Below are 25,746 nucleotides of genomic sequence, written 5' to 3' on the forward strand. Positions count from 1 at the left end.
CCAGCCCGGCCGTTTATTCAAGAACTTGACCTTGTCACCATGGCAAGCTCAAAACTGCTGGCAACCTCACTCAAAGGAGTCATCCCATGCAAGTGTTCAACGTTCAAGGCATGTCCTGCGGCCACTGCGTCAAAGCGATCACCAACGCGGTGCAAGCCAAGGATCCGGCGGCCGTTGTGCAGGTTGATCTGGCAGCCAAAGAGGTCGGTGTCGACAGTGTAATGACGGCCGATCAGGTGATCGCCGCCATCAGCGAGGAAGGTTACGCCATCAAACTCGTCTGATTTTTAATAGTTAGCGAGCTATCGGAATGTTCAAGGCGTCCGGGCGCGGCTAAACTGTCGGGCTGCCGACTTGCCAACCTGGATGCCTGATGAACTTCCGTACCATTCTGATTCTCGGTGCCTTGACCGCCTTCGGTCCCTTGGCGATCGACTTTTATTTGCCTGCGTTTCCCTCCATGGCGCTGGCATTCGCTACCGATGAAAAACACGTCCAGATGACGCTGGCCGCGTACTTCCTTGGTCTGTCGATTGGCCAACTGGCTTACGGCCCGGTAGCGGATCGCTTCGGTCGACGGGTTCCGTTGCTTATTGGTCTGGCGCTGTTCACGCTGGCGTCCCTGGCCTGCGCTTATGCGCCAAATCTGGAATGGCTGATCGGCGCACGCTTCGTGCAGGCGCTGGGTGGCTGTGCGGGGATGGTGATTTCTAGGGCGGTGGTCAGCGACAAATGCGATGCGGTGGGCTCGGCGAAGGTCTTTTCGCAGCTGATGCTGGTGATGGGCCTGGCCCCCATCCTGGCGCCGATGCTCGGCGGCCTGCTGGTCAACACCACGGGTTGGCAGTCGATCTTTCTGGTGCTGACCGTTTTCAGTGCATTGGCCGGCTTGGCGGTGGCCCTCGGTCTGCCGGAAAGTATGCCGGCGCATATACCGCGCCAACCGTTGTCCGGTGCCTTGCGCCAGTATGGACGCCTGTTGAAGGATCCGGTTTATATCGGCCATGCCCTGACCGGCGGCATCGCCATCGCCGGGATGTTTGCCTACATTGCGGGCTCACCGTTCATCTTTATCAAACTGTATGGCGTGCCGGCGGAGCATTTCGGCTGGCTGTTCGGCACCAACGCGGCGGGGTTCATTCTGGTGGCGCAAATCAATGCGCGGCTATTGGCCAAGCGAGGCCCGGCGTTTCTGCTGTCGCGCGCGGTCTGGGTTTATCTGGCCGCCGGTCTGACTTTGCTAGCGGTCGCGGCTTTGCACACCGAGGCACTGTGGCCGCTGCTGATCCCTTTGTTCATCTGTGTGGCCAGCCTTGGCTGCATCAGTCCCAATGCCGCAGCCTGTGCAATGAATGGGCAGGGTGGCCGCGCCGGCAGTGCGTCGGCGTTGCTCGGCTGCATGCAGTTCAGCGTCGCCGCTGGGGCTTCGGCGCTGGTGGGCGTGTTGCACGATGGCTCCGCCGTGCCGATGGCAATGGTCATCAGCCTGTGCGGTTTGTTGGTGGTGAGCGCCGCGATGCTCACCCGGCGTTTACAGAATGCCCGAACACTGGCGCAAGCCCGGGCCGAGGCATAAGAAAACCTCAACCGGCAGCGCGTTGCTGGCTGAGGTCGGGGATCTGATGGGGCGCGCAAATGCGCGCTTCGAGGGTGCGGATGAAGGCCAAGGCTTCGGCTTCACTGCGGAATGTCACGGCGTGCTGGTCCAGGCGAACCTGCCATTGAGACTTTGCCACTTCTTTTATCAGGATCTTCATTGCTGACCTCCCTTGCGTAAAAGATGTATCGCAGAGGCGTCGATTGTAGACCTGAATACGATCGCAATTGTGACAAGGATCAACTGTCAGACTGACGGCCCAAAAAATATCGCAGCCCCCGCCAGCCCGTTATTGGCGCTGCCGAAGACTGCGATTTTTTGCTGTTTAGAAACCTTCTAAAACAATTTTTCCCTTGGCTTTGCCGCTCTCCAGCAATTCATGCGCCCGACGCAGATTCGCCGCATTGATGCTGCCAAAGTGCTCACCAACCGTCGTCTTCAATGTTCCGGCATCAACCAGTTCGGCCACGCGGTTGAGCAGGTTGTGCTGTTCGATCATGTCCGGCGTCTCGAACAGCGAGCGGGTGTACATGAACTCCCAGTGCAGTGACAGGCTCTTGCGCTTGAGCTTGGTCACGTCCAGCGACTTCGGATCGTCGATCAGCGCCAGCTTGCCTTGCGGCGCCAGGGCTTCGATCAGTTGGTCCAGGTGCTGCTCGGTCTGGGTCAGGCTGGCGACGTGGGTCACTTGGTTGATCCCGGCACGCTTGAGCGCTTCGCTCAGCGGCTGGCTGTGATCGATCACCAGGTCCGCGCCCAACTCGCTGACCCAATCGCGGGTCTGCTCACGGGAGGCGGTGCCGATCACGTTCAGACCGGTCAGTTGCTTGGCCAGTTGCGTGAGGATCGAGCCCACGCCGCCCGCCGCGCCGACGATCAGCAGGCTCTGGCCTTCGGCGGTTTTACCTTCGCGAATTTGCAGGCGTTCGAAGAGCAACTCCCACGCGGTGATCGCGGTCAGGGGCAGGGCGGCGGCTTCAGCGAAACCCAGGGATTTGGGCATGTGCCCGACAATTCGCTCATCCACAACGTGCCGTTCGCTGTTGCCACCCGCGCGGGCGATGGAACCGGCGTAGAAGACGTTATCGCCAGCCTTGAACAGCGTCACTTCACTGCCCACAGCCTTGACCACTCCGGCCACGTCCCAGCCCAGCACTTTCGCCGCGCCGCCTTCAGGGGCGACGTTCTGGCGAATTTTGGTATCCACGGGATTGACCGAAATGGCTTTGACTTCCACCAGCAAATCGCGCGGGCCAGCCACCGGTTCCGGCAGCTCGATGTCTTGCAGGGATTTTGCGTCGCTGATCGGCAGGGAGGCGTAATAAGCAATGGCTTTCATGAGGGGCTCCGTAAAGGTAATAAAAGAAAGGTTCAGGCGATGCTGCCCAGACGTTTAAGTTCGAAGTGTTCGATGCACTGGCCGGCAGTGGCCTGGAAATTCTGAAAGTGTGCGCTGGCGTTGTGCGCTTGCAGGATGGCTTCGCTGGCCCAGTGTTCGATTACGTAGAACACCTGCGGGTCGGTCAGATCGCGATGCAAGTCATACTGACTGCAACCGTCTTCGGCACGGCTTGGCTCTACCAGTGCGCGCAACGCCTGCTCAAGGGTGTCCTGTTGGCCGGGTTTGGCGGTCAGGGTGGCAATAGCGGTGAATGGCTGGGACATGCTCGGCTCCATAGAAGCGGGATGAATTCGATGGCGCAGATGATTGGCTATTTCTCTGCAAGATAAAACCGGCTAAAAGAGCAGTCTCTTTCAATGTTTTTTTGATAATCGAGGCTGTGGATGCTGCGTTTCGATGACTTGCAGTTGTTTGTTCGGGCGGCGGATCTGGGCAGCCTGTCAGCGGCGGCGCGGGTGATGGACATGTCCGCCGCGGTGGCCAGTGCGGCGTTGAAGCGCATTGAGCAGCAACTCGGCGCACGGTTGCTGGCGCGCTCCACGCGCAGTCTTCGCCTGACCGCCGAGGGTGAAGGCTTTCTCGAATACGCCCGGGCCGCGCTGAGCAACCTCGATGAGGGCCGACGTCTGTTGGCCAGCGGGCAGGAGCAGGTCAGCGGGGTCTTGCAGTTGTCGGCGCCTTCGGATTTCGGGCGCAACCTGTTGTTGCCCTGGCTCGACGAGTTCCAGCGTGAACATCCGAAACTGACCGTACGCCTGTTGCTCGGCGACCGCATCGCCGACCTGTTTCGCCAGCCGGTGGACATCGCCCTGCGTTATGGCGAGCCGGAAGACTCCAGCCTGATCGCCTTGCCCATCGCCCCGCATAACCGCCGCGTGCTTTGCGCATCCCCGGCCTATCTGGCGCGGCACGGCGAACCGCGCCAACTCGAACAACTGGCTCAGCACAATTGCCTGTTGTACATGCTCGGCAGCCGGGTGCATGACCACTGGAGTTTTCACGACGGTAAGCGCGAAGTCGGTTTGACCGTCAGTGGCGATCGTTTCAGTGACGACGCCGACGTCGTGCGGTTGTGGGCGGTGGCCGGCGCGGGCATTGCCTACAAATCCTGGCTGGACGTGGGCGCCGATGTCCTCGCCGGGCGCCTCAAAGTGCTGTTGCCGGAGCTGCTTTGTGAGCGCGCTCCGCTGAATCTTTTGTGCGCACATCGCGCACAATTGAGTAAGCCGGTGAACCTGCTGAGGGAAATGCTCGCCAGCCGTTGCGCTGATTTGAGTAGTCAATTTCCCGTTTTCCAGAAACTTGATCATTAGTCGCAGGTAAATAGAGAAATTTCTGTCAGGAACAATCACCACACGTGCAGGCCGCGACGCGGGACGGGGCGTGCATCCCGCTTATACTAGCGCCCGCCTCATGCCAGTACCGAAACCCGGCCCGGACGACGTCACACCCAGCAGTCCCTGTTCAATTCAGGGCTGTGCAAGGGTGGCGGGTTCTATGCCGGAACATGTTGTGTCAATGGCCTGCCTTGCCCCGGCTCAGGGCGATTTTCACGTCTTGGCCGCCGACCCATTACTGGTCAAGATGTCTCCGAGCAGTAGACGATACGATTCCACAGGGAGTGAATACATGGAACATGCACCTTGCATCAGCCAGATCGCCACGTTGCTGGCCGACCCCAAGCGCAGCGCGATGATGTGGGCGCTGATGGACGGCTCGGCCCGGCAGACCGAGGAGCTAGCGCTACTGGCAGGACTGTCGCCGTCGTCGGCCAGCGCGCATCTGGCACGCTTGTCCACCGGCGGTCTGTTGAAGGTTGAAGTTCGTGGTCGCAAGCGGTTTTTCCGTCTTTCGGCACCGGAGGTGGGGGCGGCGATAGAAGCGCTGGCCAGCGCGACCATTGCCAGTGCTCCGCGGGAAGTCGCCGAAGTGTTCAAGCGCGCCACACCCATGGCCAAACCTCAGACGGCACCCTCATCGCTATTGCGCGCACGTTTTTGTGATGACCATTTGGGCGGCACGCTGGCTGCCGATCTGTACCAGCGACTGCTCGACGCCGGCTGGATCGAACAGCTTGAACAACGCGTGGTGGTGACCCATAAAGGCGCTAAACAGTTGGCCAGTCGCGGCGTGTTCATCCAGGCGCTGGCCCATCGCAACGTGCAGGTGGCTTGCGCTTGCCCGGACTGGAGCGAGCGTCGTCCGCACATGGGCGGTTCACTCGGTGCGGCATTGCTGCAGTTGTTCATGCAGTCCGGTTGGCTGACATTGCCCAATGATTCAAGAGCCCTGCAACTGACGGACACCGGCCAGCGGGAATTGCATCGATTTGCCAAGGAAACCGAGCTGGAGATGGCGTGATAGAGCATTCGAGATCGACGTCAGGCGTGTCGACGTCGTCTACGACTGCGAGCAGGTCGCATCCAGTACGGCCTCTGTATCACCATCGCGCACACTCAATCCGGGGATATTTCGGATGGGGGAAGCGATATGGACACTCAAGGCTTCAGCGCGGCAGAACGCTTGGAAAGACTGCCGATCAGCGGTTATCACCGGATCATTTTCATCATCATCGCCCTGGCGTTTTTCTTTGACTCCATGGACCTGGCGATGATGACGTTCCTGCTCGGCTCGATCAAAGCCGAGTTCGGCCTGAGCAGTGCGCAGGCAGGGCTGCTCGCCAGTTCGAGTTTCTTCGGTATGGTGCTCGGCGCGTCGTTGTCCGGCATGCTCGCCGACCGTTTCGGACGCAAACCGGTGTTTCAGTGGAGCATCGTCCTGTGGGGGCTGGCCAGTTATCTCTGCTCGACGGCGCAAACGATCGAGTCGCTGACGCTGTTCCGCATCCTGCTGGGGATTGGCATGGGCATGGAGTTTCCGATTGCCCAATCGATGTTGTCGGAGCTGATTCCGGCTCAGCGACGCGGGCGCTACATCGCCTTGATGGACGGCTTCTGGCCGCTGGGTTTTGTCGCGGCCGGGGTGCTGTCGTATTTCCTGCTGCCGCTGATTGGCTGGCGCGACATCTTTCTGGTGTTGGCGGTGCCGGCGGTGTTTGTGCTGGCGATCCGTTTTTTCATTCCCGAATCACCGCGCTGGCTGGAACAGGCCGGAAAACATCAGGCCGCCGATAAGGTCTTGAGCGGGATCGAAGCACGGGTGCGCGCATCGCTCGGTGGCGCCGCGTTGCCGTTACCGCTGCGTATACCGCGCACTGTGACGCCCCCGGGCGACTTCTTTTCGGCGCTCAAGCAGATCTGGTCGCCACAGTATCGCCAGCGCACAACGATGATCTGGAGTGTGTGGTTCTTCGCGCTGCTGGGTTTTTATGGCCTGACGTCCTGGCTCAGCGCATTGCTGCAACAGTCTGGTTTCGCCGTGACGCAGTCGGTGTATTACACGGTGCTGATTTCCCTGGGCGGGATTCCCGGTTTCCTGATGGCGGCGTGGCTGGTGGAACGCTGGGGACGTAAACCGGTGTGCATCGTCACGCTGCTCGGCGGGGGGGTAATGGCGTTTCTGTATGGGCAGAGCGCGGTGTTCGGCGGCAATGTGGCGCTGCTGATCAGCACAGGGTTGCTGATGCAGTTCTTCCTGTTTGGCATGTGGGCAGTGCTCTACACCTACACGCCGGAGTTGTATCCGACGTCAGCCCGGGCGACGGGCTCGGGATTCGCCTCGGCGATTGGTCGGGTGGGGTCGCTGCTCGGGCCTTTGGTGACCGGGCTGGTGTTCCCGGTGACCGGGCAGGGTGGGGTGTTTGCGCTGGGTGCGCTGTGCTTTGCGATTGCGGCAGGGGTGGTGTGGCTGTTCGGGATGGAGACGCGGGGCAAAACGCTGGAAGAGCTGACTGAAACACAAGTCGCAGGCTGAACATAAATGCCATGGTGGGAGCGGGCTTGCTCGCGAAGGGGGGGTGTCATTCAACAACCATGTCGACTGATACGACGCCTTCGCGAGCAAGCCCCACTTTAGCTCTTCAGTGTTGTTACGGTTTTACCAACCGTGCATCCAGGCTGTTCTGTGCCAGACGCTTGGCCTGATCCTGGGTCATGCCCAGGTGCTCGTGCAGCGCGTGGAAGTTCTCGGTCACGTAGCCGCCGAAGTACGCCGGGTCATCTGAGTTCACCGTAACCTTCACGCCACGCTCAAGCATGTCGAGAATGTTGTGCTGCGACATGTGATCGAACACGCAAAGCTTGGTGTTCGACAGCGGGCACACGGTCAACGGGATTTGCTCATCGATGATCCGCTGCATCAGGCGCTCGTCTTCGATGGCGCGCACGCCATGGTCGATACGCTGGATTTTCAGCAGGTCGATGGCCTCCCAGATGTACTCCGGTGGCCCTTCTTCACCGGCGTGGGCGACGGTCAGGAAGCCTTCGTGACGAGCGCGGTCGAACACGCGCTGGAACTTGCTCGGCGGATGACCCATCTCGGAACTGTCCAGGCCGACGGCGACAAACGCGTCACGGAACGGCAGCGCCTGATCGAGGGTTTTCTGTGCTTCGTCTTCGCTCAGATGGCGCAGGAAACTCAGGATCAAACCGCTGCTGATGCCCAGTTGCTGCTCACCATCTTTCAAAGCGGCGGCGATGCCGTTTAACACCACTTCGAACGGGATACCCCGATCGGTGTGGGTTTGCGGGTCGAAGAACGGTTCGGTGTGAATCACGTTCTGCTCTTTGCAGCGCAGCAGATAGGCCCAGGTCAGGTCGTAGAAATCCTGGGAGGTGCGCAGCACGTCGGCGCCCTGGTAATACAAGTCGAGAAATTCCTGCAGATTGTTGAAGGCGTAAGCCTTGCGCAGGGTTTCAACGTCGTTCCACGGCAGGGCGATCTTGTTGCGTTCGGCCAGGGAGAACAGCAGTTCGGGCTCCAGCGAGCCTTCCAGGTGCAGGTGCAGTTCAGCCTTGGGCAGGGCGTTGAGCCAGTCGTACATAGTCTTTTCTCATCAGGTGCAATGACGGCATTCTACAGATGCTTGCCGAAACAATTGGCAAAACCTGACCAAGCGATCCATCAGATCGCCTCCTGTTCCCGCCGATAGGCGTAGGTATCGGCGAAGCGCGAGAGCAGGAATTCGGCGCAAGTAGTGGTCGGATATTTCGCCGGATGCTGTGCGTCCCGGCAACCGGGCAGGCATTCGATGCGCGTGTCCGGGTGTGGCTCGGCGAAGAACGGCATCGAGTAGCGATCCACGCCCAGCGGGCTGATCACCCGGTGCGGTGTCGAGCGATATCGGTCGTTGCTCCAGCGCGCCATCATGTCGCCGAGGTTGACCACGAAGGTGCCGTCAATCGGCGGTGCGTCGATCCATTGGCCTTGGACGTTCTTCACTTGCAGACCACCCGCCGCATCCTGATGGAGCAAGGTGATGCAGCCGTAATCGGTGTGCGCGCCAGCGCCTTGTTGCTCGGCAGAGCTGGCAGTGTGGCGTGGCGGGTAATGGATCATCCGCAACACGCTGACCGGCTCATTGAAACGGCTGTCGAAGAAATCACGCTCAATGCCAAGGGCTATCGTCATGGCGCGCAACAAGGTTTGCGCGAGGGCCTGCATGTCGAGGTAGTGCTGCTCCATCAAGGGTTGCCATCCCGCTTGCTCAGGATGGCGGTTCGGCCCGCGCAAGGGTTTCTCCGCCAGCACATCGGGATGATCGACCGGCAGATGCAGACCCATGTCGAACGTTTCTTTCAGGTCGCTGGGTTTGCTCGGGTCGAGTTGCTCGGTGGCGATGGCGCCGTAGCCACGGTGATGGCGGGTCTGGGTGATGTCGATCTTGAGTTTTTCTGGCGCCGGTTGCGCAAAAAAACGCTGTGCGTGGTCGAGCAGTGCGTCGATGCGTTGCGCCGAAACAGGATGACCCTTGATGTAGAAGAACCCCCACTCGCGGCAGGCCTGGTCGATCTGCTCGGCCACGGCGGGCCAGGCGTTTTGGTCGTCGCTATAGAGCGGGCTGATGTCGATGATCGGAAGCTGATCCATACATAATCCTTGAAAGCACTGGAGAGCCAAACGTGACAACGGGCTTGCTCGCGAAGGCGGTGTATCAGGCCATTGCGTATCGACCGACACGACGCCTTCGCGAGCAAGCCCGCTCCCATAGGTGTGCGCTTACTTCGGCATCTCGGCCTTCATGCCTTCCACGTAATAGTTCATCGAGGCCAGTTCTGCGTTGGTTGCACTCACGCCCGCCGGGATTTTTTCGACCCCGGCCTGATCCTTGATCGGCCCGGTAAACGGCTTGAACGCGCCGCTCTTGATGTCGGCGATGATCTGCTCGGCTTCAGCCTTCACGGGCGCCGGCACCAGGTCGCTGATCGGCAGTTCAACCGTGCCTTCTTTCAAACCGCCCCAGTAGTCCTGGGATTTCCAGGTGTGGTCGATCACGCTTTGCGTAGCCTGAATGTAGTGCGGCGCCCAGTCGTTGACGATTGAAGTCAGCACCGCTTTCGGCCCGAAGTGCGCCATGTCGGAGGCGTAGCCCACGGCGTACACGCCACGACGTTCGGCCGCTTGAATCGGCGCGGGGCTGTCGGTGTGCTGGAACACCACGTCCACGCCCTGATCGATCAGGGCGTTGGCCGCATCGGCTTCCTTGCCCGGATCGAACCATGAGTTGACCCACACCACTTTGATCTCGGTGCCTGGGTTGTACTTGTTCAGGGCCAGTTGAATAGCGTTGATGTCGCGGATCACTTCCGGAATCGGGAACGAGGCGACGTAGCCGATTTTTTTGCTCTTGGTCATCTTCGCCGCGAGGAAACCACCGACGTAGCGACCTTCGTAAGTGCGTGCCAGATAGGTGCCGAGGTTCTTGTCCTGCTTGTAGCCGGTGGCGTGTTCGAAAGTCACTTTGGGAAACTGTTTGGCGACTTTCAGCGTCGGGTTCATGTAGCCAAACGAGGTGGTGAAGATCAGGTCGTACTTGTCCTTGGCCATGTTGCGGATCACCCGCTCGGCATCGGCACCTTCGGCGACGTTTTCCACAAAGTGGGTGGTGATCTGATCGCCGAATTTCTCGGCCAGTGCCTTGCGCCCCTGTTCATGCTGATACGTCCAGCCGTGGTCGCCGATCGGGCCGATATAGACGAAACCGACCTTCAGCGGATCGGCAGCGCTGGCGCTCAGACTGATCCCCAGACCGAGGACGGCGCACAGCAGTTTGTGCAGCGGACGTATTTGCATGAATTGGAGCTCCGTTTTGTTGTGTGTGGACAGCGTCAATGCAAATTGCTGACCAACAGGACAACAAACGTCTCCAAACCGCATAACGGCCTTCGCGAGCACGCTCGCTCCCACAGGGGAATGCATATCAATGTGGGCGCGGGCTTGCTCGCGAAGAGGTCGGCGCGGCCAATAAAAGTGCAACGAATGAAACGGCCGCCATTCACTGGTGCGCTAAGGTGTAACGAAACGTTAGCGCCGTTCCGCAGTCAGTAGCTCACTCGCACTCTCCGGCAAAAGGCCCGCCATGCTCACGATCCTCAAGCAAGAAAGCTTTCTACTGTTGGCGCTCATCGCCGCACTCGTCGCTTATCCACTGGAACACTGGCTGCTGCACAGCGGCCAGATCGTCGCCCTGGGCGCCGGGCTGGTGTTGATCGCGTTCATCGTCGTCGCCTCAATGCGCGTCGCCCACCACGCCGAACTGCTCGCCGAAAAAGTCGGCGACCCTTACGGCACGATGATTCTCACACTGGCCGCCGTGCTGGTCGAAGTGGTGATTCTGGCGATCATGATGAGCAACGAAGCGTCGCCCACCCTGGTGCGTGACACGATCTATTCTGCGGTGATGCTCGACATCAACGGCATCCTCGGCCTCGCGGCGCTGATGGGCGGGATCAAGCACGGCGAGCAGTCCTACAACGACGATTCGGCGCGCAGCTACAGCGTGATGATCCTCACCGCCATGGGCGTGTCGATGGTGGTGCCGGAGTTCATTCCCGAGGCTAACTGGAAGGTTTATTCGGCGTTCACCATCGGTGCGATGGTGGTGCTTTACACCTTGTTCCTGCGCATGCAGGTCGGGCCGCACAGCTATTTTTTCAGCTACAGCTACCCGGACAAGCGGCGCAAGAAAGAGCCGGTCGAACAGCAACCGAAACCGCTCAGATTGGGCTTGTCGATTGGCATTCTGGTGTTTGGTGTGGTGGTGATCGGCGCGCTGGCCGAGGTGATGTCGAAAACCCTCGATCTGGGCCTGGAGGGAACAGGGGCGCCGCCGGTGATCACGGCGATTCTGGTGGCGGCAATCTCGGCCGCGCCGGAAATTCTCACGGCATTGCGTGCGGCGCTGGCCAACCGCATGCAGTCGGTGGTCAACATCGCGATGGGCGCGTCACTGTCGACGGTGATCCTGACCGTGCCGGTGATGGAAGCCATGGCGCTGTATACCGGTCAGCCGTTTCAGATGGCGATGACGCCAGTGCAGACGGTGATGATCTTCATCACCCTGATCGTCAGTGCGATCAACCTCAACGACGGCGAAACCAACGCCATTGAGGGTATGACGCACTTTGTGTTGTTTGCGACGTTCATCATGCTGTCCCTGCTCGGGCTCTAGGAACACCACAATTCCAAATGAGGGAGCGGGCTTGCTCGCGAAAGCGGTCTGTCAGGCAGCTTAAAACTGACTGACACGACGCCTTCGCGAGCAAGCCCGCTCCCACAGGTTTTATCGGTGGTGAATCAGGTGCCGGCGATCAGTTGGCGCGCGGCCTGGCTGTGATCGGCAATCAAGCCCTTGAGATCCAGGCCTTCGACCTGGCCGTCAACCACACGCCACTTGCCGCCGATCATCACTCGATCCGCACGATCGGCGCCACACAGCAGCAGCGCCGAAATCGGATCATGGCTACCGGAGAAGCGCAGCTCATCGAGCTTGAACAGTGCCAGATCGGCCTGCTTGCCGACCGCCAGTTCACCGATGTCGGTGCGGCCCAACAGGCTCGCCGACCCCTTGGTCGCCCACCCCAGCACACGCTCGGGGGTAATTTTCTCGGCGCCATAACGCAGACGCTGGATGTACAACGCCTGCCGCGCTTCCAGAATCATGTTCGACGCATCGTTGGACGCCGAGCCGTCGACCCCCAGACCAAACAGCGCGCCAGCGTCGGTCAGATCGATACTCGGGCAAATGCCGGAGGCCAGACGCATGTTCGAACTCGGGCAATGGCAAATGCCGGTGCCGGCCTGGCCGAGGCGGGTGATTTCGTCCGGGTTGAAGTGGATGCCGTGGGCCAGCCAGGTGCGCGGGCCGAGCCAGCCGACGCTGTCCAGATAATCGACGGTGCGCAGGCCGAAACGCTGCAGGCAGAAGTCCTCTTCATCGAGGGTTTCGGCCAGGTGCGTGTGCAGGCGCACGTCTAGCTGGTTCGCCAGTTCAGCACTGGCCGACATGATTTCCGGCGTCACCGAGAAGGGCGAGCACGGTGCCAGGGCGATCTGGATCTGCGCGCCATCGCCACGCTCGTGGTACTCGCGAATCAGGCGCTGACTGTCGTCGAGAATCACCTGGCCTTCCTGCACGGTCTGCTGCGGCGGCAGGCCGCCGTCCTTCTCGCCGAGACTCATCGAGCCGCGAGTGAGCATGGCGCGCATGCCCAGTTCACGCACGGTTTCGACTTGTACGTCGATGGCGTTTTCCAGACCGTCCGGGAACAGGTAATGGTGGTCGGCGGCGGTGGTGCAACCTGACAGCAGCAATTCAGCCAAAGCCACTTTCGTGGCGAGGGCAAGTTTTTCAGGCGTCAGGCGTGCCCACACCGGGTACAGGGTTTTCAGCCAGGGAAACAAGGGCTGGTTGACCACTGGCGCCCAGGCGCGAGTCAGGGTTTGGTAGAAATGGTGGTGGGTGTTGATCAGGCCCGGCAGGATCACATGTTCGCGGGCATCGAACACTTCATTGCACGGCGCGGACGGTTGCTGACCGGCCGCCAGCACTTCGACGATCACGCCGTCTTGCAGCACCAGACCACCACGGGCATCGAGCGCGTTGGCCGTGAAAATGGCGAGGGGATTTTTTAACCAGGTACGGATGGCAGGCATTGTGGCCGGCTCCTCTGAAAGTTGGGTTCAGGGTTGCCAGCTCAGTGTTGCCCTGTCTGCTGATCCAGGGTCGCCGCGAAGGACGAGGCGCGCAGTTTCAAACAAAACGCGATGCCGGGCAAGCCCCACCCGACAGGACAACACACACCACCCCTTATGGGAGAGGGCTTGCTCGCGAAAGCGCTGAGTCAGGCACGGGTGTATTGACTGACACGACGCCTTCGCGAGCAAGCCCGCTCCCACAGGGGTTATACGGTGCTTACCAAGGAATGGTTTCACCCTTGTAATTGACGAAGTGGTGCCCGCCCTTGCCAGTAAACGCATTCACCTGATCGACCAGACCGCGCGTGCTGGTCTCGACATCAATGTCGGCACCCTCACCGCCCATGTCCGTCTTCACCCAACCCGGATGCAGCGACAACACCGTGAGTTTCTGCTCGCCCAACTGGGTCACGAAAGTGTTGGTCATCGAATTCAGCGCAGCCTTGCTCGCCTTGTACAGCGCCAGTTCCGGCGCATCCGGCATGGTCACGCTGCCGAGTACCGAACTCATGAACGCCAACACACCGCTGCCATCGCGAATCTGCCCGACGAAACGCTGGGCCAGATTGATCGGTGCCACCGCGTTGGTGAAAAACAATTTCCCGACTTCGGCCAGTGTCGCGCCGCCCGGGGTTTGTGCATCCGGGCCTTTGACCCCAGCGTTGACGAACAGCAGGTCGAACGTCTCGCCCTTGAGTTGCTGACTCAGGGCGATCACCGCTTGCTGGTCATCCATATCAAGCTTCTCGATGCGCACCTTGCCCAGCGCTTGCAACGCGTCGGCGTTCGAAGGATTGCGCACGGTGGCCGTCACTTGCCAGCCATCGGCCAGCAGGGTTTTCACCAACCCGAGGCCCAAACCACGGGAGGCGCCGATGATCAGTGCGTTTTTTGCCTGGGACATGATGGGTTCCTTGAAAAGTTAACGTGCAGGATTCAATGGACACGCCTGAGCGAGCCGTAGTTGCAACTCCTGACGCAGTGCGTCGAGTTCACTCATACGGGTTTCGATCAGTTGCAGTTTGTCGCGCAGCAATTGCGGCTGACGGCGCAGGCCTGAGCTTATTCACCACTGCGCATTGACGCACTCAAAAGAGGTATTGGCCGTGGAGCATACTCCTCTTCGCGGGCAAGCCCACACAGTGTCCGTGTCGTACACAAATGGGTAATCACCGCCGAACCTGTGGGAGCGGGCCCGCGAAGAGGCCAGTCTCTTCAGCGCATCAATGCCCTGCCTGCCACGGCTGCCCCAACGACACCGGCGCATATAACCGCGTACGCAGCGCATCGCGCGACAACAACACCAGCACCACAATCGTCGCCACATACGGCAGCATCGCCAGCAAGCTCGACGGAATCGCCAGCCCCATCCCCTGTGCCACCAAATGCAGGATGCTGGCGAGCCCGAACAGATACGCCCCCAGCAACAACCGCCACACCCGCCAACTGGCAAACACCACCAGCGCCAGCGCGATCCAGCCGCGCCCGGCCGTCATGTTCTCGGCCCACATCGGCGTGTACGCCAGTGACAGATACGCCCCGGCCAACCCGGCCATCGCCCCGCCAAACAGCACGGCCAGCGTACGCACGGTCAACACTGGCAAGCCCATCGCACTGGCCGCATCCGGATTTTCACCGACGGCCTGAATGATCAGCCCGATACGACTTTTGATGATCACCCACGCGACCAGCGCAAACAGCGCGAACGACAGGTAAACCAACAGATCCTGAGCAAACAGCATCCGCCCGATCAGCGGAATTTCACTCAAGTACGGAATCGCCATTGGCTCAAAACCCGCCAGTGGTTTACCCACCCACGCGGAGCCGACAAAGGTCGACAACCCCACACCAAAAATCGTCAGCGCCAGCCCGGTCGCCACCTGATTGGCGTTGAACACCAGCGCCACCAGGGCAAACAGCGACGACAACAGCATCCCCGCGAGCATCGCCAGCAACACGCCGAGCCACAGGTTGCCGCTGCTGAGGGCGACGATAAAACCGATCACTGCACCAAACAGCATCATCCCTTCCTGGCCGAGGTTGAGCACGCCGCTCTTCTCGCAGATCAGTTCACCCAGCGCCACCAATAACAGCGGCGTGCCGCAACGCACCATGGCGTAGAAAATATTGCTCAGCAGATCGATATCCATCACAGCGCTCCGGCGGTTACGGCAGTGGTCGAGGCGCGCCGTCTCCAGCGCAGTTTCAGGCGCGGCCGATAGAGGATCAGCACGTCACAGGCCAGCAGGAAAAACAGCATCATTCCCTGGAACAGTTGGGTAATCGCTTGCGGCAGGTTGAGGGCCATCTGCGCACTCTCGCCGCCGATGTACAGCAACGCCATCAACAGACTGGAGAACAGAATCCCGATCGGATTCAGCCGCCCGAGAAACGCCACGGTGATCGCCGCATAGCCATACCCTGGCGAAACCTGCGGCACCAACTGACCAATCGGCCCGGTGACTTCGCAGACCCCCGCGAGCCCGGCCAAACCGCCGCTGATCAGCAGCGCCAGCCAGATCAGCCGTTTCTCGCGAAAACCGACAAACCCCGCCGCACGCTTGTCCAGCCCGAGCACTTTGATCTGAAAACCGACAAAGCTTTTCTGCAACAACACCCACACCGCCACCAAGGCGAGCAGGGCGAAATACACCCCGGCGTGCACGCGGCCATCCTCCATCAACAGCGGTAAACGGCTGGCATCGCCAAACATCGCCGACTCGGGAAAGTTGAAGCCGGCCGGGTCTTTCAACGGGCCGTGTACGCAGAACAACAACAGGTTGAGGGCAATGTAATTGAGCATGATGCTGGTGAGGATTTCGTTGGCGTTGAAACGCGTGCGCAGCCATGCCGTCAGCCCGGCCCACGCCGCGCCGGCGAGGGTGCCGGTGAGCAGAATCAGCACCAGTGCCCAACGGCTTTGCATGTCGATGATGTTCACCGCCAGCGCACTGCCGGCCAACGCGCCCAGGAGCAATTGGCCTTCGGCGCCGATGTTCCAGATTCGCGCTTGATAGGCCACGGCCAAGCCCAACGCGCAGAGCAGAATCGGCAGGGCTTTGACCAGCAATTCGGACACGCCGTACACGTCGCTGACCGGTGCGATCAACAGGGTGTGCAAAGTTTGCAGTGGATCATGACCCAGAGCGATGAACAGCAGCGAACCGCAACCGAGGGTCAGCGCCGCCGCCAACAACGGCGAGCACCAGAGCATCAGGCGCGATTGCTGGCCACGGGGTTCGAGAGAAAGCAGCATGTTGAAAACTCCGTTAAACCGTGGCGTGTTGTTGAGGGGCATCGAACTGGCCGGCCATCCAGCCACCAACATCGCTCAGTAGGGTGTCCGCCGTGTTGTGCAACGCGGACATCTTCCCGCCGCACAACGCACCGAGGCGGTCGCTGATCTGGAACAGTTCGTCGAGGTCTTCGGAAATCACCAGAATCGCCGCACCGGCATCGCGCAACGCAATCAACGCACGGTGGATGGTGGCCGCAGCGCCGACGTCCACGCCCCAGGTCGGGTGCGCGGCGATCAGCAGTTTCGGCTGCTGGAGGATTTCCCGGCCAAGAATGAATTTCTGCAAGTTGCCGCCGGACAGGCTGCGCGCAACGGTTTGCGTGTCCGGGGTTTTCACGCCGAAGCGTTGAATAATTTGTTGCGCGAGGGCTTCGACCTTGCCGCGCTGGATCAGCCCGTTGCTGACCAATCCCTGCTGGAAGGCCGTGAGCAGGGCGTTGTCCGCCAGACTCAACTCGGGCACCGCGCCGTGGCCGAGGCGTTCGGCGGGGACGAAGGCCAGACCGAGTTTGCGCCGCGCATCCGGGCGTAAGTCAGCGACAGCTTGTTCACCGAAGCGAATCGTCGTCGCCTCGGCGCTCGGCAGGGTTTGTTCGCCGCTGAGCAGGGCGAGCAACTCATCCTGACCATTGCCGGCGACCCCGGCGATGCCGACGATTTCACCGCTGCGCACTTGCACATTAATGTCGGTCAACGAGCAGCCAAACGGATCGGGGTTGCGCCAACTCAAACCGCTCACCTGCAAAAAATCCGCGCCGCCGCTGACTTTCGGATAATCACCGATCAACGCCGCCGCTTCGCCGACCATCAACTGCGCCAATTGTTGATCCGAACACTCGGCGGGTACGCAATGCCCGGCCACTCGTCCGCCGCGCAAAACCGTGGCGCTGTGGCACAAGGCGCGGACTTCGCCGAGCTTGTGGCTGATAAACAGAATGCTGCAGCCCTCGGCGGCGAGGCGCCGCAGCGTGATGAACAAGTCGTCGGCCTCTTGCGGTGTCAGCACCGAGGTCGGTTCATCGAGAATCAGCAGACGGATGTCCTGCATCAGGCAGCGGATGATTTCCACCCGTTGTCGCTCACCGATCGACAGGCTGTGGACAAGTCGCTCAGGCTCCAGCGCCATGCCGTAACGGCGCGACACTTCGCGAATTTTCGGTTCCAGTTGTTTGGGCGTACCGGCCGCTGCGCCCATCGCCAGAGCAATGTTCTGCGCCACGCTGAGGGTTTCAAACAGTGAGAAATGCTGGAACACCATGCCGATCCCCAACTGCCGCGCCTGCGCCGGGTTGCGGATATTCACCCGTTGACCTTGCCAGAGCATCTCGCCCGCATCGGCCTGGGTGACGCCATAGATGATCTTCATCAGCGTACTTTTGCCCGCGCCGTTTTCACCGAGCAGCGCATGGATTTCCCCAGGGGCGATGCTCAGGTCGATGGCATCGTTGGCCAGACAACCGGGGTAGCGTTTGCTGATGTGGCGCAGTTGCAGGCGCGTGTTGGGCGGATCGATTGGCATGACAGGCTCGACTTGCTTGGAGTTGTGCCTGTGGATAAAGCAATTTCCTGGCCATTGAGTCAGGAACCCGGGGCGAGCGTGTGCATCAGGGCTCGGCGCAAAGCGTTCAAGGCTGCATCGGGTAATGCCCCGGCACCAATTCAGAGCAAAGCCGTTGAACAGGCTCCAGTTTTGCCCTTCGGTGACTGATCAAAAAACGAGCAAAGACGCGGGGGCTAGACAGAGTCTGCAACTGCGCCAGCCATGAACGGGTTATCCACAGGTTGCTCCACAGTTATTGTGCGCAAGCTTTAAACCCGGGCATAAGCACTGCAAGGCTTTCTTCTAATGGTGCTAAACGTTATTAACTGATTGTTTTTAGGCAAATTTTGAATTTTTCAGGAGAGATTGAACGAAAAATGAACAAACCGCGCAAAGCCGCGTGACAGAAGGGTTACAGCGCAATGTGCTCAGGTTATCCACAGTCGGGTGCACAGCCGATGTGGGCAACTCGGGGTAATAAGGAAATCAAGCGATGCCCTAAAAGATCGCAGCGCTTGAACGCTGAAGCAAAATCCGCCCACGACTCAAATCAGCCAACTGGCGTTGCAATAATTCGATCTGCATTTCACCCACGGCTAGCTGCAATTCGACGCCGTTGGCAGTGAAGTTTTCCTCGACCACCACCCCGCCCAGATCCGCCACCCGCAACTTCACCAGCGCCAGCTCGGCAAACCCACAGGCACAACGCAGCGGCACACGGCTGATCAACTCGACTTTCGCCGCCGTCTGCAGGCACTTGTTTGCGCCGCCGCCATAGGCGCGGGCCAAACCGCCGGTGCCCAGTTGAATGCCGCCGTACCAACGAATCACCAGTACGGCGACCTGATCGCAATCCTGCGCTTCAATCGCCGCCAGAATGGGCCGGCCCGCCGTGCCGCCAGGCTCGCCGTCGTCATTGCTACGGTATTGATCGCCCAGTTTCCACGCCCAGCAGTTGTGCGAGGCGTTCAAGTCGCTGTGCTGTTCGAAGAACGCCTGCGCGTCGGCCGCGCTGCTGATCGGCGTGGCGTAGGTGATGAAGCGGCTTTTGCGAATCTCTTCGCGGTATTCGCAAAAACCACTGAGGGTGAAAGGCATAGACGTCTTATAGAGAGGGAGTGAGGCCGCAGCCTTTGAGGATGATGCGGATCAAATTGTTGCCGGCGTCTTCCATGTCCTGCTTGGTCAACTTGCTGCGACCGCTGACTCGGCAGATCTGCGTGGCAAAGTCGGCGTAATGCTGAGTGCTGCCCCACAACAGGAAAATCAGGTGTACCGGATCCACCGGGTCCATTTTGCCGGCATCGATCCACGCTTGAAAAACGGCCGCTCGCCCCTGGAACCAGGCGCGGTAATCCTGATTGAAATATTCGCTCAGGCATTCGCCGCCGCTGATCACTTCCATCGCGAAAATGCGCGAAGCTTGCGGCTGGCGGCGGGAGAATTCCATTTTTGCGCGGATGTAGCGGGTGAGCGCCTCGGCCGGATCGTCCTCGGCCGTCAGGGTGTTGAAGGTGCTGTCCCACAACTCGATGATGTTGCTCAGCACCGCCACGTACAACCCCAGCTTGTTGGTGAAGTAGTAATGCAGGTTCGCCTTGGGCAACCCGGCATTCTGGGCAATGGTGTTCATGCTGGTGCCTTTGTACCCATGACGGGCGAACTCGTCTTCGGCGGCTTTGAGAATGGTCTCTTCGTTCTTCTGACGAATGCGGCTGGCGGGCTTGCCGCCGTGAGCGGGGACTTCAAAGGTCATAGGCACTTCCGGGTTTGTCTGTGGGCGCAACCAGTTGTGTTGATAGCGCACCCACAGGCTTCAGACAAGTCCTGAAGCAATAAAACCGTTACGCCTGTTCGACCTTGTTCACCGGCACATGGGCTTCGCTGGTGGTGGTTTTTGCTTCCGGCAGCAGCAGGCAGAGCATGATTGCGGTCAGCCCGCCACTGGTGATCGCCGAGTCGAAAAGGTTCTGCACCAGTTTCGGCAGCAAGTGCAGCAAGTTCGGTTGCGCGGCAATGCCCAGGCCGACGCCGAACGAGGTGGCGATGATCAACATGCTGCGTCGATCCAGCGGTGATTGCGCGAGGATGCGCACACCCGCCGCCGCAACGGCACCGAACATCACCAGCGTCGCACCGCCAAGCACCGGTTTTGGAATCTGTTGCAGCACCGCGCCGATCATTGGAAACAGGCCGAGACAAAACAGGATCGCACCGATGTACAAACCGACGTAGCGACTGGCGACACCGGTCAACTGGATCACGCCGTTGTTCTGCGCGAACGTGGTGTTGGGAAAGGCGCTGAAAGTGGCCGCGATCATGCAGCTCACGCCATCACCGAGAATGCCACCGCGCAAACGGCTTATATAAGAAGGGCCGCTGATGGGCTGGCGGGCCAGCATGCAGTTGGCGGTGAGGTCGCCGACGGTTTCGATGGTGCTGATCAGATAAATCAGCGCGACGGGCAGAAAAGCCGTCCAGTCGAAGCTGAATCCAAACTTGAACGGTGCAGGAATACTCACCAGCGGCAAGTCAGGCAAAGGCTGCACCACCAGTTTCCCACTGAACCATGCCGCCAGACTGCCGAGTACCAGGCCGATGATGATTGCCGAGAGCCGCACCCACGGCGTGTTCGAGCGATTGAGCAGGATGATCGTCAGCAGCACGAACACGCCCAGCGCCAGATTGCCCGGCGCACCGAAGTCCGGCGCATTGAAACCGCCGCCCAGATCCGTGATGCCGACTTTGATCAGGCTGATTCCGATCAGGGTGATGACAATGCCGGTCACCAACGGCGTAACGACGCGACGCAATTGGCCAATGAAGCGGCTGAGGACGATCTGTACGATCGCGCCGAAAAAGCACACGCCGAAGATCATCGCCAGAATGTCCTGTGGGCTGCCGCCGCGCTGTTTGACCAGAAAACCTGCCGACAGTACGGCGCCAAGAAAGGCGAAACTGGTGCCCTGCAGACAAATCATCCCGGCACCAATGCCGAACGGTCGGCGTGCCTGAATAAAGGTGCCGACCCCGGACACCATCAGCGCCATGCTGATCAGGTACGGTAAATGCGCGTTCAAGCCGAGCGCCGAACCGATCACCAGCGGCGGGGTGATGATGCCGACGAAACTGGCGAGTACGTGTTGCAGGGCGGCAAGAATCGCGGCGGGCGGTTTGGGGCGGTCGTTGAGGCCGTAGATCAGGTCGCTGGACGGTGCGGAATCTGGCTGCATGGACTTGGACTTCTTGTTGAAGGATCGGGGTTGATCCTGCTCTGCAAAAAGCTGTCCACTTGCTCAGGTTATTGGGCGATTTTGTCTGTTAGGCCCAGCGTGGCTGGGCCTTGCGGGTTTTTCAACGCGTCGCCGCCAAGCTTTCAAGAAAACTTTCCAGCACCAAATGGGGGCGCCGGCCCTTGCGCGTGACCGATGCGAGGCTCAGGTCATAGAAACGTGTCTTGGCCTTGAGCGCGCGCAGACGCCCCTGTTGCACCCAAAGGCTGGCGTAGTGATCCGGCAGATAACCGATGTAGCGCCCGGTCAGGATCAGGAACGCCATGCCTTCACGGTCCGAAGCGCTGGCGGTGCAGTTGAGCGCCTGGTAATGCGCCTGAATGTCTGCCGGCAAACGGAAGGTGGGGGCGATGGCGTCCTGACTATTCAGGCGTTCGTCGTCCAGTTGCTTGTCATCGACGTAAAACAGCGGATGCCCGACCGCGCAGTAAAGCAGTGAACGTTCGCTGTACAGCGGCTGATATTCCAGACCGGACAGCGCACTGGCCTGCGGCACCACGCCAACATGCAGGCGGCCGTCGAGCACGCCTTGTTCGACTTCATTAGGCGCGATCATGCGGATCTGGATCTGCACGTCCGGGCCGCGTTCTTTTAATTGCGCGAGGGCGTGGGTGATGCGCATGTGGGGCAGGGTGACCAGGTTGTCGGTCAGGCCAATGATCAACTCGCCGCGCAAGTGCTGGTGCAGGCCGTTGACCTCGGTGCGAAAGCTTTCCAGCGCACTTAACAGTTGCAGCACCGATTGATAGACCTCGCGGCCTTCTTCGGTCAGCGAGAATCCCGCGCGGCCGCGTTGGCACAGGCGTAAGCCGAGGCGTTGCTCCAGGTCGCTCATTTGCTGGCTGATCGCCGAACGCCCAATGCCGAGCACGGTTTCCGCCGCCGAGAAGCCGCCGCATTCCACCACGCTGCGAAAAATGCGCAGCAAGCGAATATCAAAGTCACTGACCTGGGCCAGCGGATCGGGACGGCGGCTGCTCATGCTTGATCACTCAAAGTTTAGTGGTGGGCTGACTGAAGGTTAGAAGAGTTGGATTTCACCGACTTTATCGCCGTGGCAATTTAGCTGCAACAACGCTTTCTATCTCCCTGACGCTTATGCCCTGCGAGGTTTTGCCCGATGAACATGCCTGAAACCGCTCCGTCGCCACTGGCCAGCCAACTGAAGCTGGACGCGCACTGGATGCCGTACACCGCCAACCGTAACTTCCAGCGCGATCCGCGTTTGATTGTCGGTGCCGAGGGCAGTTGGCTGTTCGACGACAAGGGCCGCAAGATCTACGACTCGTTGTCCGGTCTGTGGACCTGCGGCGCCGGGCACACCCGCAAGGAAATTCAGGAAGCGGTCTCCAAGCAGTTGGGCACACTCGATTACTCGCCGGGCTTCCAGTACGGCCACCCGTTGTCCTTTCAGTTGGCTGAGAAAATCACCGATCTGACTCCGGGCAACCTCAACCATGTGTTCTTCACCGACTCCGGCTCCGAGTGCGCCGATACGGCGGTGAAAATGGTCCGTGCCTACTGGCGTCTTAAAGGCCAGGCGACCAAGACCAAAATGATCGGCCGCGCCCGTGGCTATCACGGTGTGAACATCGCCGGCACCAGCCTGGGTGGCGTCAACGGCAACCGCAAAATGTTCGGTCAGGCGATGATGGACGTCGATCACCTGCCGCACACGTTGCTGGCGAGCAATGCGTTCTCCCGTGGCATGCCGGAGCAGGGCGGTATCGCCCTGGCCGATGAACTGCTGAAGCTGATCGAACTGCACGATGCGTCGAACATCGCCGCCGTGTTCGTTGAACCGATGGCCGGTTCCGCTGGCGTGCTGGTTCCGCCTCAGGGTTATCTGAAGCGCCTGCGTGAAATCTGCGATCAGCACAACATCCTGCTGGTGTTCGACGAAGTGATCACCGGTTTCGGCCGCACTGGCTCGATGTTCGGCGCCGACAGCTTTGGCGTCACTCCCGACCTGATGTGCATCGCCAAGCAAATCACCAACGGCGCGATCCCGATGGGCGCGGTGATTGCCAGCTCCGAGATCTACCAGACCTTCATGAACCAGCCGACGCCGGAATACGCGGTGGAATTCCCCCACGGCTATACCTATTCGGCGCATCCGGTGGCTTGCGCCGCTGGCCTGGCGGCACTCGACCTGCTGCAAAAGGAAAACCTGGTGCAGAGCGTGGCCGAAGTCGCGCCGCATTTTGAAAACGCGCTGCATGGCTTGAAGGGTTCGAAGAACGTCATCGACATCCGTAACTACGGTCTGGCCGGTGCGATCCAGATTGCCGGTCGTGACGGCGACGCCATCGTGCGTCCGTTCGAGGCGGGTATGGCGCTGTGGAAAGCGGGGTTCTACGTGCGCTTCGGCGGCGACACCCTGCAGTTCGGCCCAACCTTCAACAGCAAGCCGCAAGACCTTGATCGTCTGTTCGACGCGGTCGGCGAAGTGCTGAACAAGCTCGACTGATTTTTCCCTCTATATAAGTACAAATTGCCGGCGCCTCTTCGGCGGCGCCGGCGGACAAAATTCAGGAGTCCCCCGATGAGCGTTATCCCGCATTTGATCAATGGCGAACTGGTGACCGAGAACGGTCGCGCGGTTGATGTGTTCAACCCGTCCACCGGTCAAGCGATCCACAAGTTGCCACTGGCCAGCCAGGCAACCATTCAGAAAGCCATTGATGCTGCGAAGGCAGCGTTCCCGGCCTGGCGTAACACGCCGCCGGCCAAACGCGCCCAAGTGATGTTCCGCTTCAAGCAACTGCTGGAGCAGAACGAAGCGCGCATCTCGCAATTGATCAGCGAAGAACACGGCAAGACTCTCGAAGACGCTGCCGGTGAACTGAAACGCGGTATCGAGAACGTCGAGTTTGCTTGTGCTGCGCCGGAAATTCTCAAGGGCGAGTACAGCCGCAACGTAGGCCCGAACATTGATGCGTGGTCGGACTTCCAGCCGTTGGGCGTAGTCGCCGGTATCACGCCATTCAACTTTCCGGCCATGGTGCCGCTGTGGATGTATCCACTGGCGATCGTCTGTGGCAACTGCTTCATCCTCAAACCGTCCGAGCGTGATCCAAGCTCCACGCTGCTGATTGCTCAACTGCTGCTGGAAGCCGGCCTGCCAAAAGGTGTGATGAACGTGGTCCACGGCGACAAGACGGCGGTGGACGCGCTGATCGAAGCGCCGGAAGTCAAAGCGCTGAGCTTCGTCGGTTCGACGCCGATTGCTGAATACATCTACGCCGAAGGCACCAAGCGCGGCAAACGCGTTCAGGCACTGGGCGGCGCGAAGAACCATGCGGTACTGATGCCGGATGCCGATCTGGATAATGCGGTCAGCGCACTGATGGGCGCGGCGTATGGTTCTTGCGGCGAGCGCTGCATGGCGATCTCCGTTGCGGTATGTGTGGGTGATCAGGTGGCGGATGCGTTGGTGGCCAAACTGGTTCCACAGATCAAGGCGTTGAAGATTGGTGCGGGTACTTCGTGTGGTCTGGACATGGGGCCACTGGTGACCGGTCAGGCGCGCGACAAGGTCAGCGGCTATGTCGATGACGGCGTGGCAGCGGGTGCGACTCTGGTGGTCGATGGTCGCGGCTTGAGTGTCGCGGGTCACGAAGACGGCTTCTTCCTCGGGGGTTGCCTGTTCGACAACGTCACTCCAGAGATGCGCATCTATAAAGAGGAGATCTTCGGGCCGGTGCTGTGCGTCGTCCGGGTGAGCAGCCTGGAAGAGGCGATGCAACTGATCAACGATCACGAATACGGCAACGGCACCTGCATCTTCACGCGTGACGGTGAAGCGGCGCGTCTGTTCTGTGATGAGATCGAAGTCGGTATGGTCGGCGTCAACGTGCCTTTGCCGGTGCCGGTGGCTTATCACAGCTTTGGCGGCTGGAAGCGTTCGCTGTTCGGCGACTTGCATGCCTATGGCCCGGACGGTGTGCGCTTCTATACCCGCCGCAAGGCAATCACTCAGCGTTGGCCGCAACGTGCTAGCCACGAAGCCTCGCAGTTCGCCTTCCCTAGCTTGTAAGCAGGGATGAAGAAGGCCGATCTTTAGAGGTCGGCCTTTGTGTTTTCGGTGTTCTTTGACTGATATGACAGAAATATGAAATTAACGGTTGACGGCAGATTCTGGAAGCCTATAATTCGCCCCACTTCCGGCGCAGTCGAAACAGAAAACTCCTTGAAATTCAATGAGTTATGAAGTTTTCGGCAGCAAGTTGCTTCAGTTCATCGAAGCCAGAAAGAAGTTGAAAAAGAGGTGTTGACAGCAGCGTGTAACGCTGTAGAATTCGCCTCCCGCTGACGAGAGATCGAAGGCGCAAGTGGTTGAAGTTGTTGAAGAATTCTTCGAAAACTTCTGAAAATAACCACTTGACAGCAAGTGAGGCTGCTGTAGAATGCGCGCCTCGGTTGAGACGAAAGATCTTAACCAACCGCTCTTTAACAACTGAATCAAGCAATTCGTGTGGGTGCTTGTGGAGTCAGACTGATAGTCAACAAGATTATCAG

The 25,746-nt window shown here is 59.9% G+C and carries 23 protein-coding genes and 1 pseudogene; 8 read left to right on the forward strand and 16 right to left on the reverse strand.

All coding sequences use genetic code 11. The features are described 5' to 3' along the window. Positions 1-86: 86 nt before the first annotated feature. Both AACY02_RS10570 and AACY02_RS10575 read left to right on the forward strand, forming a co-directional pair. Positions 87-284, forward strand: a complete 198-nt coding sequence (locus tag AACY02_RS10570) for a cation transporter (protein WP_221734180.1) — start codon at positions 87-89, stop codon at positions 282-284. Positions 285-373: 89 nt separating this feature from the next. Beyond that, positions 374-1,576 (forward strand): multidrug effflux MFS transporter, encoded by a 1,203-nt coding sequence (locus tag AACY02_RS10575; protein ID WP_339431885.1) that lies wholly within the window; start codon positions 374-376, stop codon positions 1,574-1,576. Between the two features lie 7 nt (positions 1,577-1,583). On the opposite strand, the gene AACY02_RS10580 is transcribed toward AACY02_RS10575, so the two are convergent. The 3 genes from AACY02_RS10580 to AACY02_RS10590 form a co-directional block, all read right to left on the reverse strand. Further along, positions 1,584-1,757, reverse strand: coding sequence for a hypothetical protein (locus tag AACY02_RS10580; RefSeq protein WP_339431886.1), 174 nt, complete (start codon positions 1,755-1,757; stop codon positions 1,584-1,586). Positions 1,758-1,922: 165 nt separating this feature from the next. Beyond that, positions 1,923-2,936, reverse strand: a complete 1,014-nt coding sequence (locus AACY02_RS10585) for a zinc-binding alcohol dehydrogenase family protein (RefSeq protein WP_339431887.1) — start codon at positions 2,934-2,936, stop codon at positions 1,923-1,925. A gap of 32 nt (positions 2,937-2,968) precedes the next feature. Beyond that, positions 2,969-3,262 (reverse strand): putative quinol monooxygenase, encoded by a 294-nt coding sequence (locus AACY02_RS10590; protein ID WP_339431888.1) that lies wholly within the window; start codon positions 3,260-3,262, stop codon positions 2,969-2,971. A 120-nt stretch (positions 3,263-3,382) separates the two neighbouring features. On the opposite strand from AACY02_RS10590, the gene AACY02_RS10595 reads away from it, so the two are divergent. From AACY02_RS10595 to AACY02_RS10605, 3 genes are all read left to right on the forward strand, one after another. Further along, entirely contained in the window at positions 3,383-4,312 is a 930-nt protein-coding gene (locus AACY02_RS10595) for a LysR family transcriptional regulator (RefSeq protein ID WP_221734175.1), read from the forward strand. A gap of 316 nt (positions 4,313-4,628) precedes the next feature. Next, positions 4,629-5,360: an ArsR/SmtB family transcription factor gene (locus AACY02_RS10600; protein ID WP_339431889.1), complete on the forward strand. Its 732-nt coding sequence runs from the start codon at positions 4,629-4,631 to the stop codon at positions 5,358-5,360. Positions 5,361-5,489: 129 nt separating this feature from the next. Then, positions 5,490-6,872: an MFS transporter gene (locus AACY02_RS10605; protein WP_339431890.1), complete on the forward strand. Its 1,383-nt coding sequence runs from the start codon at positions 5,490-5,492 to the stop codon at positions 6,870-6,872. A gap of 115 nt (positions 6,873-6,987) precedes the next feature. On the opposite strand, the gene AACY02_RS10610 is transcribed toward AACY02_RS10605, so the two are convergent. The 3 genes from AACY02_RS10610 to AACY02_RS10620 form a co-directional block, all read right to left on the reverse strand. Further along, positions 6,988-7,941 (reverse strand): adenosine deaminase, encoded by a 954-nt coding sequence (locus tag AACY02_RS10610; RefSeq protein ID WP_339431891.1) that lies wholly within the window; start codon positions 7,939-7,941, stop codon positions 6,988-6,990. Between the two features lie 80 nt (positions 7,942-8,021). After that, complete coding sequence (locus AACY02_RS10615) at positions 8,022-8,987, reverse strand: isopenicillin N synthase family dioxygenase (protein WP_339431892.1); 966 nt, start codon at positions 8,985-8,987, stop codon at positions 8,022-8,024. Between the two features lie 129 nt (positions 8,988-9,116). Then, positions 9,117-10,190 carry a BMP family ABC transporter substrate-binding protein gene (locus AACY02_RS10620; protein WP_339431893.1) on the reverse strand — a complete coding sequence of 358 codons (1,074 nt, stop codon included), beginning with the start codon at positions 10,188-10,190 and terminating at the stop codon, positions 9,117-9,119. Between the two features lie 286 nt (positions 10,191-10,476). Between AACY02_RS10620 and AACY02_RS10625 the strand changes: the two genes are divergently transcribed. Beyond that, positions 10,477-11,568, forward strand: a complete 1,092-nt coding sequence (locus tag AACY02_RS10625; RefSeq protein WP_339431894.1) for a calcium:proton antiporter — start codon at positions 10,477-10,479, stop codon at positions 11,566-11,568. A gap of 125 nt (positions 11,569-11,693) precedes the next feature. Here the strand turns inward: AACY02_RS10625 and AACY02_RS10630 are convergent, their stop codons facing one another. The 10 genes and pseudogenes from AACY02_RS10630 to AACY02_RS10675 form a co-directional block, all read right to left on the reverse strand. Beyond that, positions 11,694-13,052: an 8-oxoguanine deaminase gene (locus AACY02_RS10630; RefSeq protein ID WP_339431895.1), complete on the reverse strand. Its 1,359-nt coding sequence runs from the start codon at positions 13,050-13,052 to the stop codon at positions 11,694-11,696. A gap of 259 nt (positions 13,053-13,311) precedes the next feature. After that, positions 13,312-13,998 (reverse strand): SDR family oxidoreductase, encoded by a 687-nt coding sequence (locus tag AACY02_RS10635; RefSeq protein WP_339431896.1) that lies wholly within the window; start codon positions 13,996-13,998, stop codon positions 13,312-13,314. A gap of 18 nt (positions 13,999-14,016) precedes the next feature. Then, positions 14,017-14,133, reverse strand: a pseudogene (locus tag AACY02_RS10640) (MerR family transcriptional regulator); the annotation flags it as partial. Between the two features lie 184 nt (positions 14,134-14,317). Further along, positions 14,318-15,244, reverse strand: coding sequence for an ABC transporter permease (locus tag AACY02_RS10645; protein WP_339431897.1), 927 nt, complete (start codon positions 15,242-15,244; stop codon positions 14,318-14,320). Then, a complete protein-coding gene (locus tag AACY02_RS10650) occupies positions 15,244-16,350 on the reverse strand; it encodes an ABC transporter permease (RefSeq protein WP_339431898.1) in 1,107 nt (368 codons plus the stop codon). Before AACY02_RS10650 ends, AACY02_RS10645 begins: the two co-directional genes overlap by 1 nt. 13 nt (positions 16,351-16,363) lie before the next feature. After that, entirely contained in the window at positions 16,364-17,911 is a 1,548-nt protein-coding gene (locus AACY02_RS10655) for an ABC transporter ATP-binding protein (protein ID WP_339431899.1), read from the reverse strand. Positions 17,912-18,430: 519 nt separating this feature from the next. Further along, complete coding sequence (locus AACY02_RS10660) at positions 18,431-19,030, reverse strand: IMPACT family protein (protein WP_339431900.1); 600 nt, start codon at positions 19,028-19,030, stop codon at positions 18,431-18,433. 7 nt (positions 19,031-19,037) lie between these two features. Beyond that, positions 19,038-19,688: a TetR/AcrR family transcriptional regulator gene (locus tag AACY02_RS10665; RefSeq protein WP_150617871.1), complete on the reverse strand. Its 651-nt coding sequence runs from the start codon at positions 19,686-19,688 to the stop codon at positions 19,038-19,040. An 88-nt stretch (positions 19,689-19,776) separates the two neighbouring features. Beyond that, complete coding sequence (locus tag AACY02_RS10670) at positions 19,777-21,165, reverse strand: uracil-xanthine permease family protein (protein WP_339431901.1); 1,389 nt, start codon at positions 21,163-21,165, stop codon at positions 19,777-19,779. A 121-nt stretch (positions 21,166-21,286) separates the two neighbouring features. Further along, positions 21,287-22,207 carry a LysR family transcriptional regulator gene (locus AACY02_RS10675; RefSeq protein WP_221734345.1) on the reverse strand — a complete coding sequence of 307 codons (921 nt, stop codon included), beginning with the start codon at positions 22,205-22,207 and terminating at the stop codon, positions 21,287-21,289. A 138-nt stretch (positions 22,208-22,345) separates the two neighbouring features. Here AACY02_RS10675 and AACY02_RS10680 point away from each other — a divergent pair, with 138 nt between their 5' ends. Then, positions 22,346-23,695: an aspartate aminotransferase family protein gene (locus AACY02_RS10680; protein WP_339431902.1), complete on the forward strand. Its 1,350-nt coding sequence runs from the start codon at positions 22,346-22,348 to the stop codon at positions 23,693-23,695. A 75-nt stretch (positions 23,696-23,770) separates the two neighbouring features. Beyond that, complete coding sequence (locus tag AACY02_RS10685; protein WP_339431903.1) at positions 23,771-25,264, forward strand: CoA-acylating methylmalonate-semialdehyde dehydrogenase; 1,494 nt, start codon at positions 23,771-23,773, stop codon at positions 25,262-25,264. The last annotated feature ends 482 nt before the right edge of the window (positions 25,265-25,746 follow it).

This window comes from Pseudomonas sp. EA_65y_Pfl2_P78 (genome assembly GCF_963970495.1).
GTDB classification, from domain to species: domain Bacteria; phylum Pseudomonadota; class Gammaproteobacteria; order Pseudomonadales; family Pseudomonadaceae; genus Aquipseudomonas; species Aquipseudomonas baetica_A.

What these genes read in the sequence shown, in the direction of transcription:
- AACY02_RS10570 (WP_221734180.1), top strand. Translation starts at nt 87, where the DNA reads ATGCAAGTGTTCAACGTTCAAGGCATGTCCTGCGGCCACTGCGTCAAA.
- AACY02_RS10575 (WP_339431885.1), top strand. Translation starts at nt 374, where the DNA reads ATGAACTTCCGTACCATTCTGATTCTCGGTGCCTTGACCGCCTTCGGT.
- AACY02_RS10580 (WP_339431886.1), bottom strand. Translation starts at nt 1,757, where the DNA reads ATGAAGATCCTGATAAAAGAAGTGGCAAAGTCTCAATGGCAGGTTCGC.
- AACY02_RS10585 (WP_339431887.1), bottom strand. Translation starts at nt 2,936, where the DNA reads ATGAAAGCCATTGCTTATTACGCCTCCCTGCCGATCAGCGACGCAAAA.
- AACY02_RS10590 (WP_339431888.1), bottom strand. Translation starts at nt 3,262, where the DNA reads ATGTCCCAGCCATTCACCGCTATTGCCACCCTGACCGCCAAACCCGGC.
- AACY02_RS10595 (WP_221734175.1), top strand. Translation starts at nt 3,383, where the DNA reads ATGCTGCGTTTCGATGACTTGCAGTTGTTTGTTCGGGCGGCGGATCTG.
- AACY02_RS10600 (WP_339431889.1), top strand. Translation starts at nt 4,629, where the DNA reads ATGGAACATGCACCTTGCATCAGCCAGATCGCCACGTTGCTGGCCGAC.
- AACY02_RS10605 (WP_339431890.1), top strand. Translation starts at nt 5,490, where the DNA reads ATGGACACTCAAGGCTTCAGCGCGGCAGAACGCTTGGAAAGACTGCCG.
- AACY02_RS10610 (WP_339431891.1), bottom strand. Translation starts at nt 7,941, where the DNA reads ATGTACGACTGGCTCAACGCCCTGCCCAAGGCTGAACTGCACCTGCAC.
- AACY02_RS10615 (WP_339431892.1), bottom strand. Translation starts at nt 8,987, where the DNA reads ATGGATCAGCTTCCGATCATCGACATCAGCCCGCTCTATAGCGACGAC.
- AACY02_RS10620 (WP_339431893.1), bottom strand. Translation starts at nt 10,190, where the DNA reads ATGCAAATACGTCCGCTGCACAAACTGCTGTGCGCCGTCCTCGGTCTG.
- AACY02_RS10625 (WP_339431894.1), top strand. Translation starts at nt 10,477, where the DNA reads ATGCTCACGATCCTCAAGCAAGAAAGCTTTCTACTGTTGGCGCTCATC.
- AACY02_RS10630 (WP_339431895.1), bottom strand. Translation starts at nt 13,052, where the DNA reads ATGCCTGCCATCCGTACCTGGTTAAAAAATCCCCTCGCCATTTTCACG.
- AACY02_RS10635 (WP_339431896.1), bottom strand. Translation starts at nt 13,998, where the DNA reads ATGTCCCAGGCAAAAAACGCACTGATCATCGGCGCCTCCCGTGGTTTG.
- AACY02_RS10645 (WP_339431897.1), bottom strand. Translation starts at nt 15,244, where the DNA reads ATGGATATCGATCTGCTGAGCAATATTTTCTACGCCATGGTGCGTTGC.
- AACY02_RS10650 (WP_339431898.1), bottom strand. Translation starts at nt 16,350, where the DNA reads ATGCTGCTTTCTCTCGAACCCCGTGGCCAGCAATCGCGCCTGATGCTC.
- AACY02_RS10655 (WP_339431899.1), bottom strand. Translation starts at nt 17,911, where the DNA reads ATGCCAATCGATCCGCCCAACACGCGCCTGCAACTGCGCCACATCAGC.
- AACY02_RS10660 (WP_339431900.1), bottom strand. Translation starts at nt 19,030, where the DNA reads ATGCCTTTCACCCTCAGTGGTTTTTGCGAATACCGCGAAGAGATTCGC.
- AACY02_RS10665 (WP_150617871.1), bottom strand. Translation starts at nt 19,688, where the DNA reads ATGACCTTTGAAGTCCCCGCTCACGGCGGCAAGCCCGCCAGCCGCATT.
- AACY02_RS10670 (WP_339431901.1), bottom strand. Translation starts at nt 21,165, where the DNA reads ATGCAGCCAGATTCCGCACCGTCCAGCGACCTGATCTACGGCCTCAAC.
- AACY02_RS10675 (WP_221734345.1), bottom strand. Translation starts at nt 22,207, where the DNA reads ATGAGCAGCCGCCGTCCCGATCCGCTGGCCCAGGTCAGTGACTTTGAT.
- AACY02_RS10680 (WP_339431902.1), top strand. Translation starts at nt 22,346, where the DNA reads ATGAACATGCCTGAAACCGCTCCGTCGCCACTGGCCAGCCAACTGAAG.
- AACY02_RS10685 (WP_339431903.1), top strand. Translation starts at nt 23,771, where the DNA reads ATGAGCGTTATCCCGCATTTGATCAATGGCGAACTGGTGACCGAGAAC.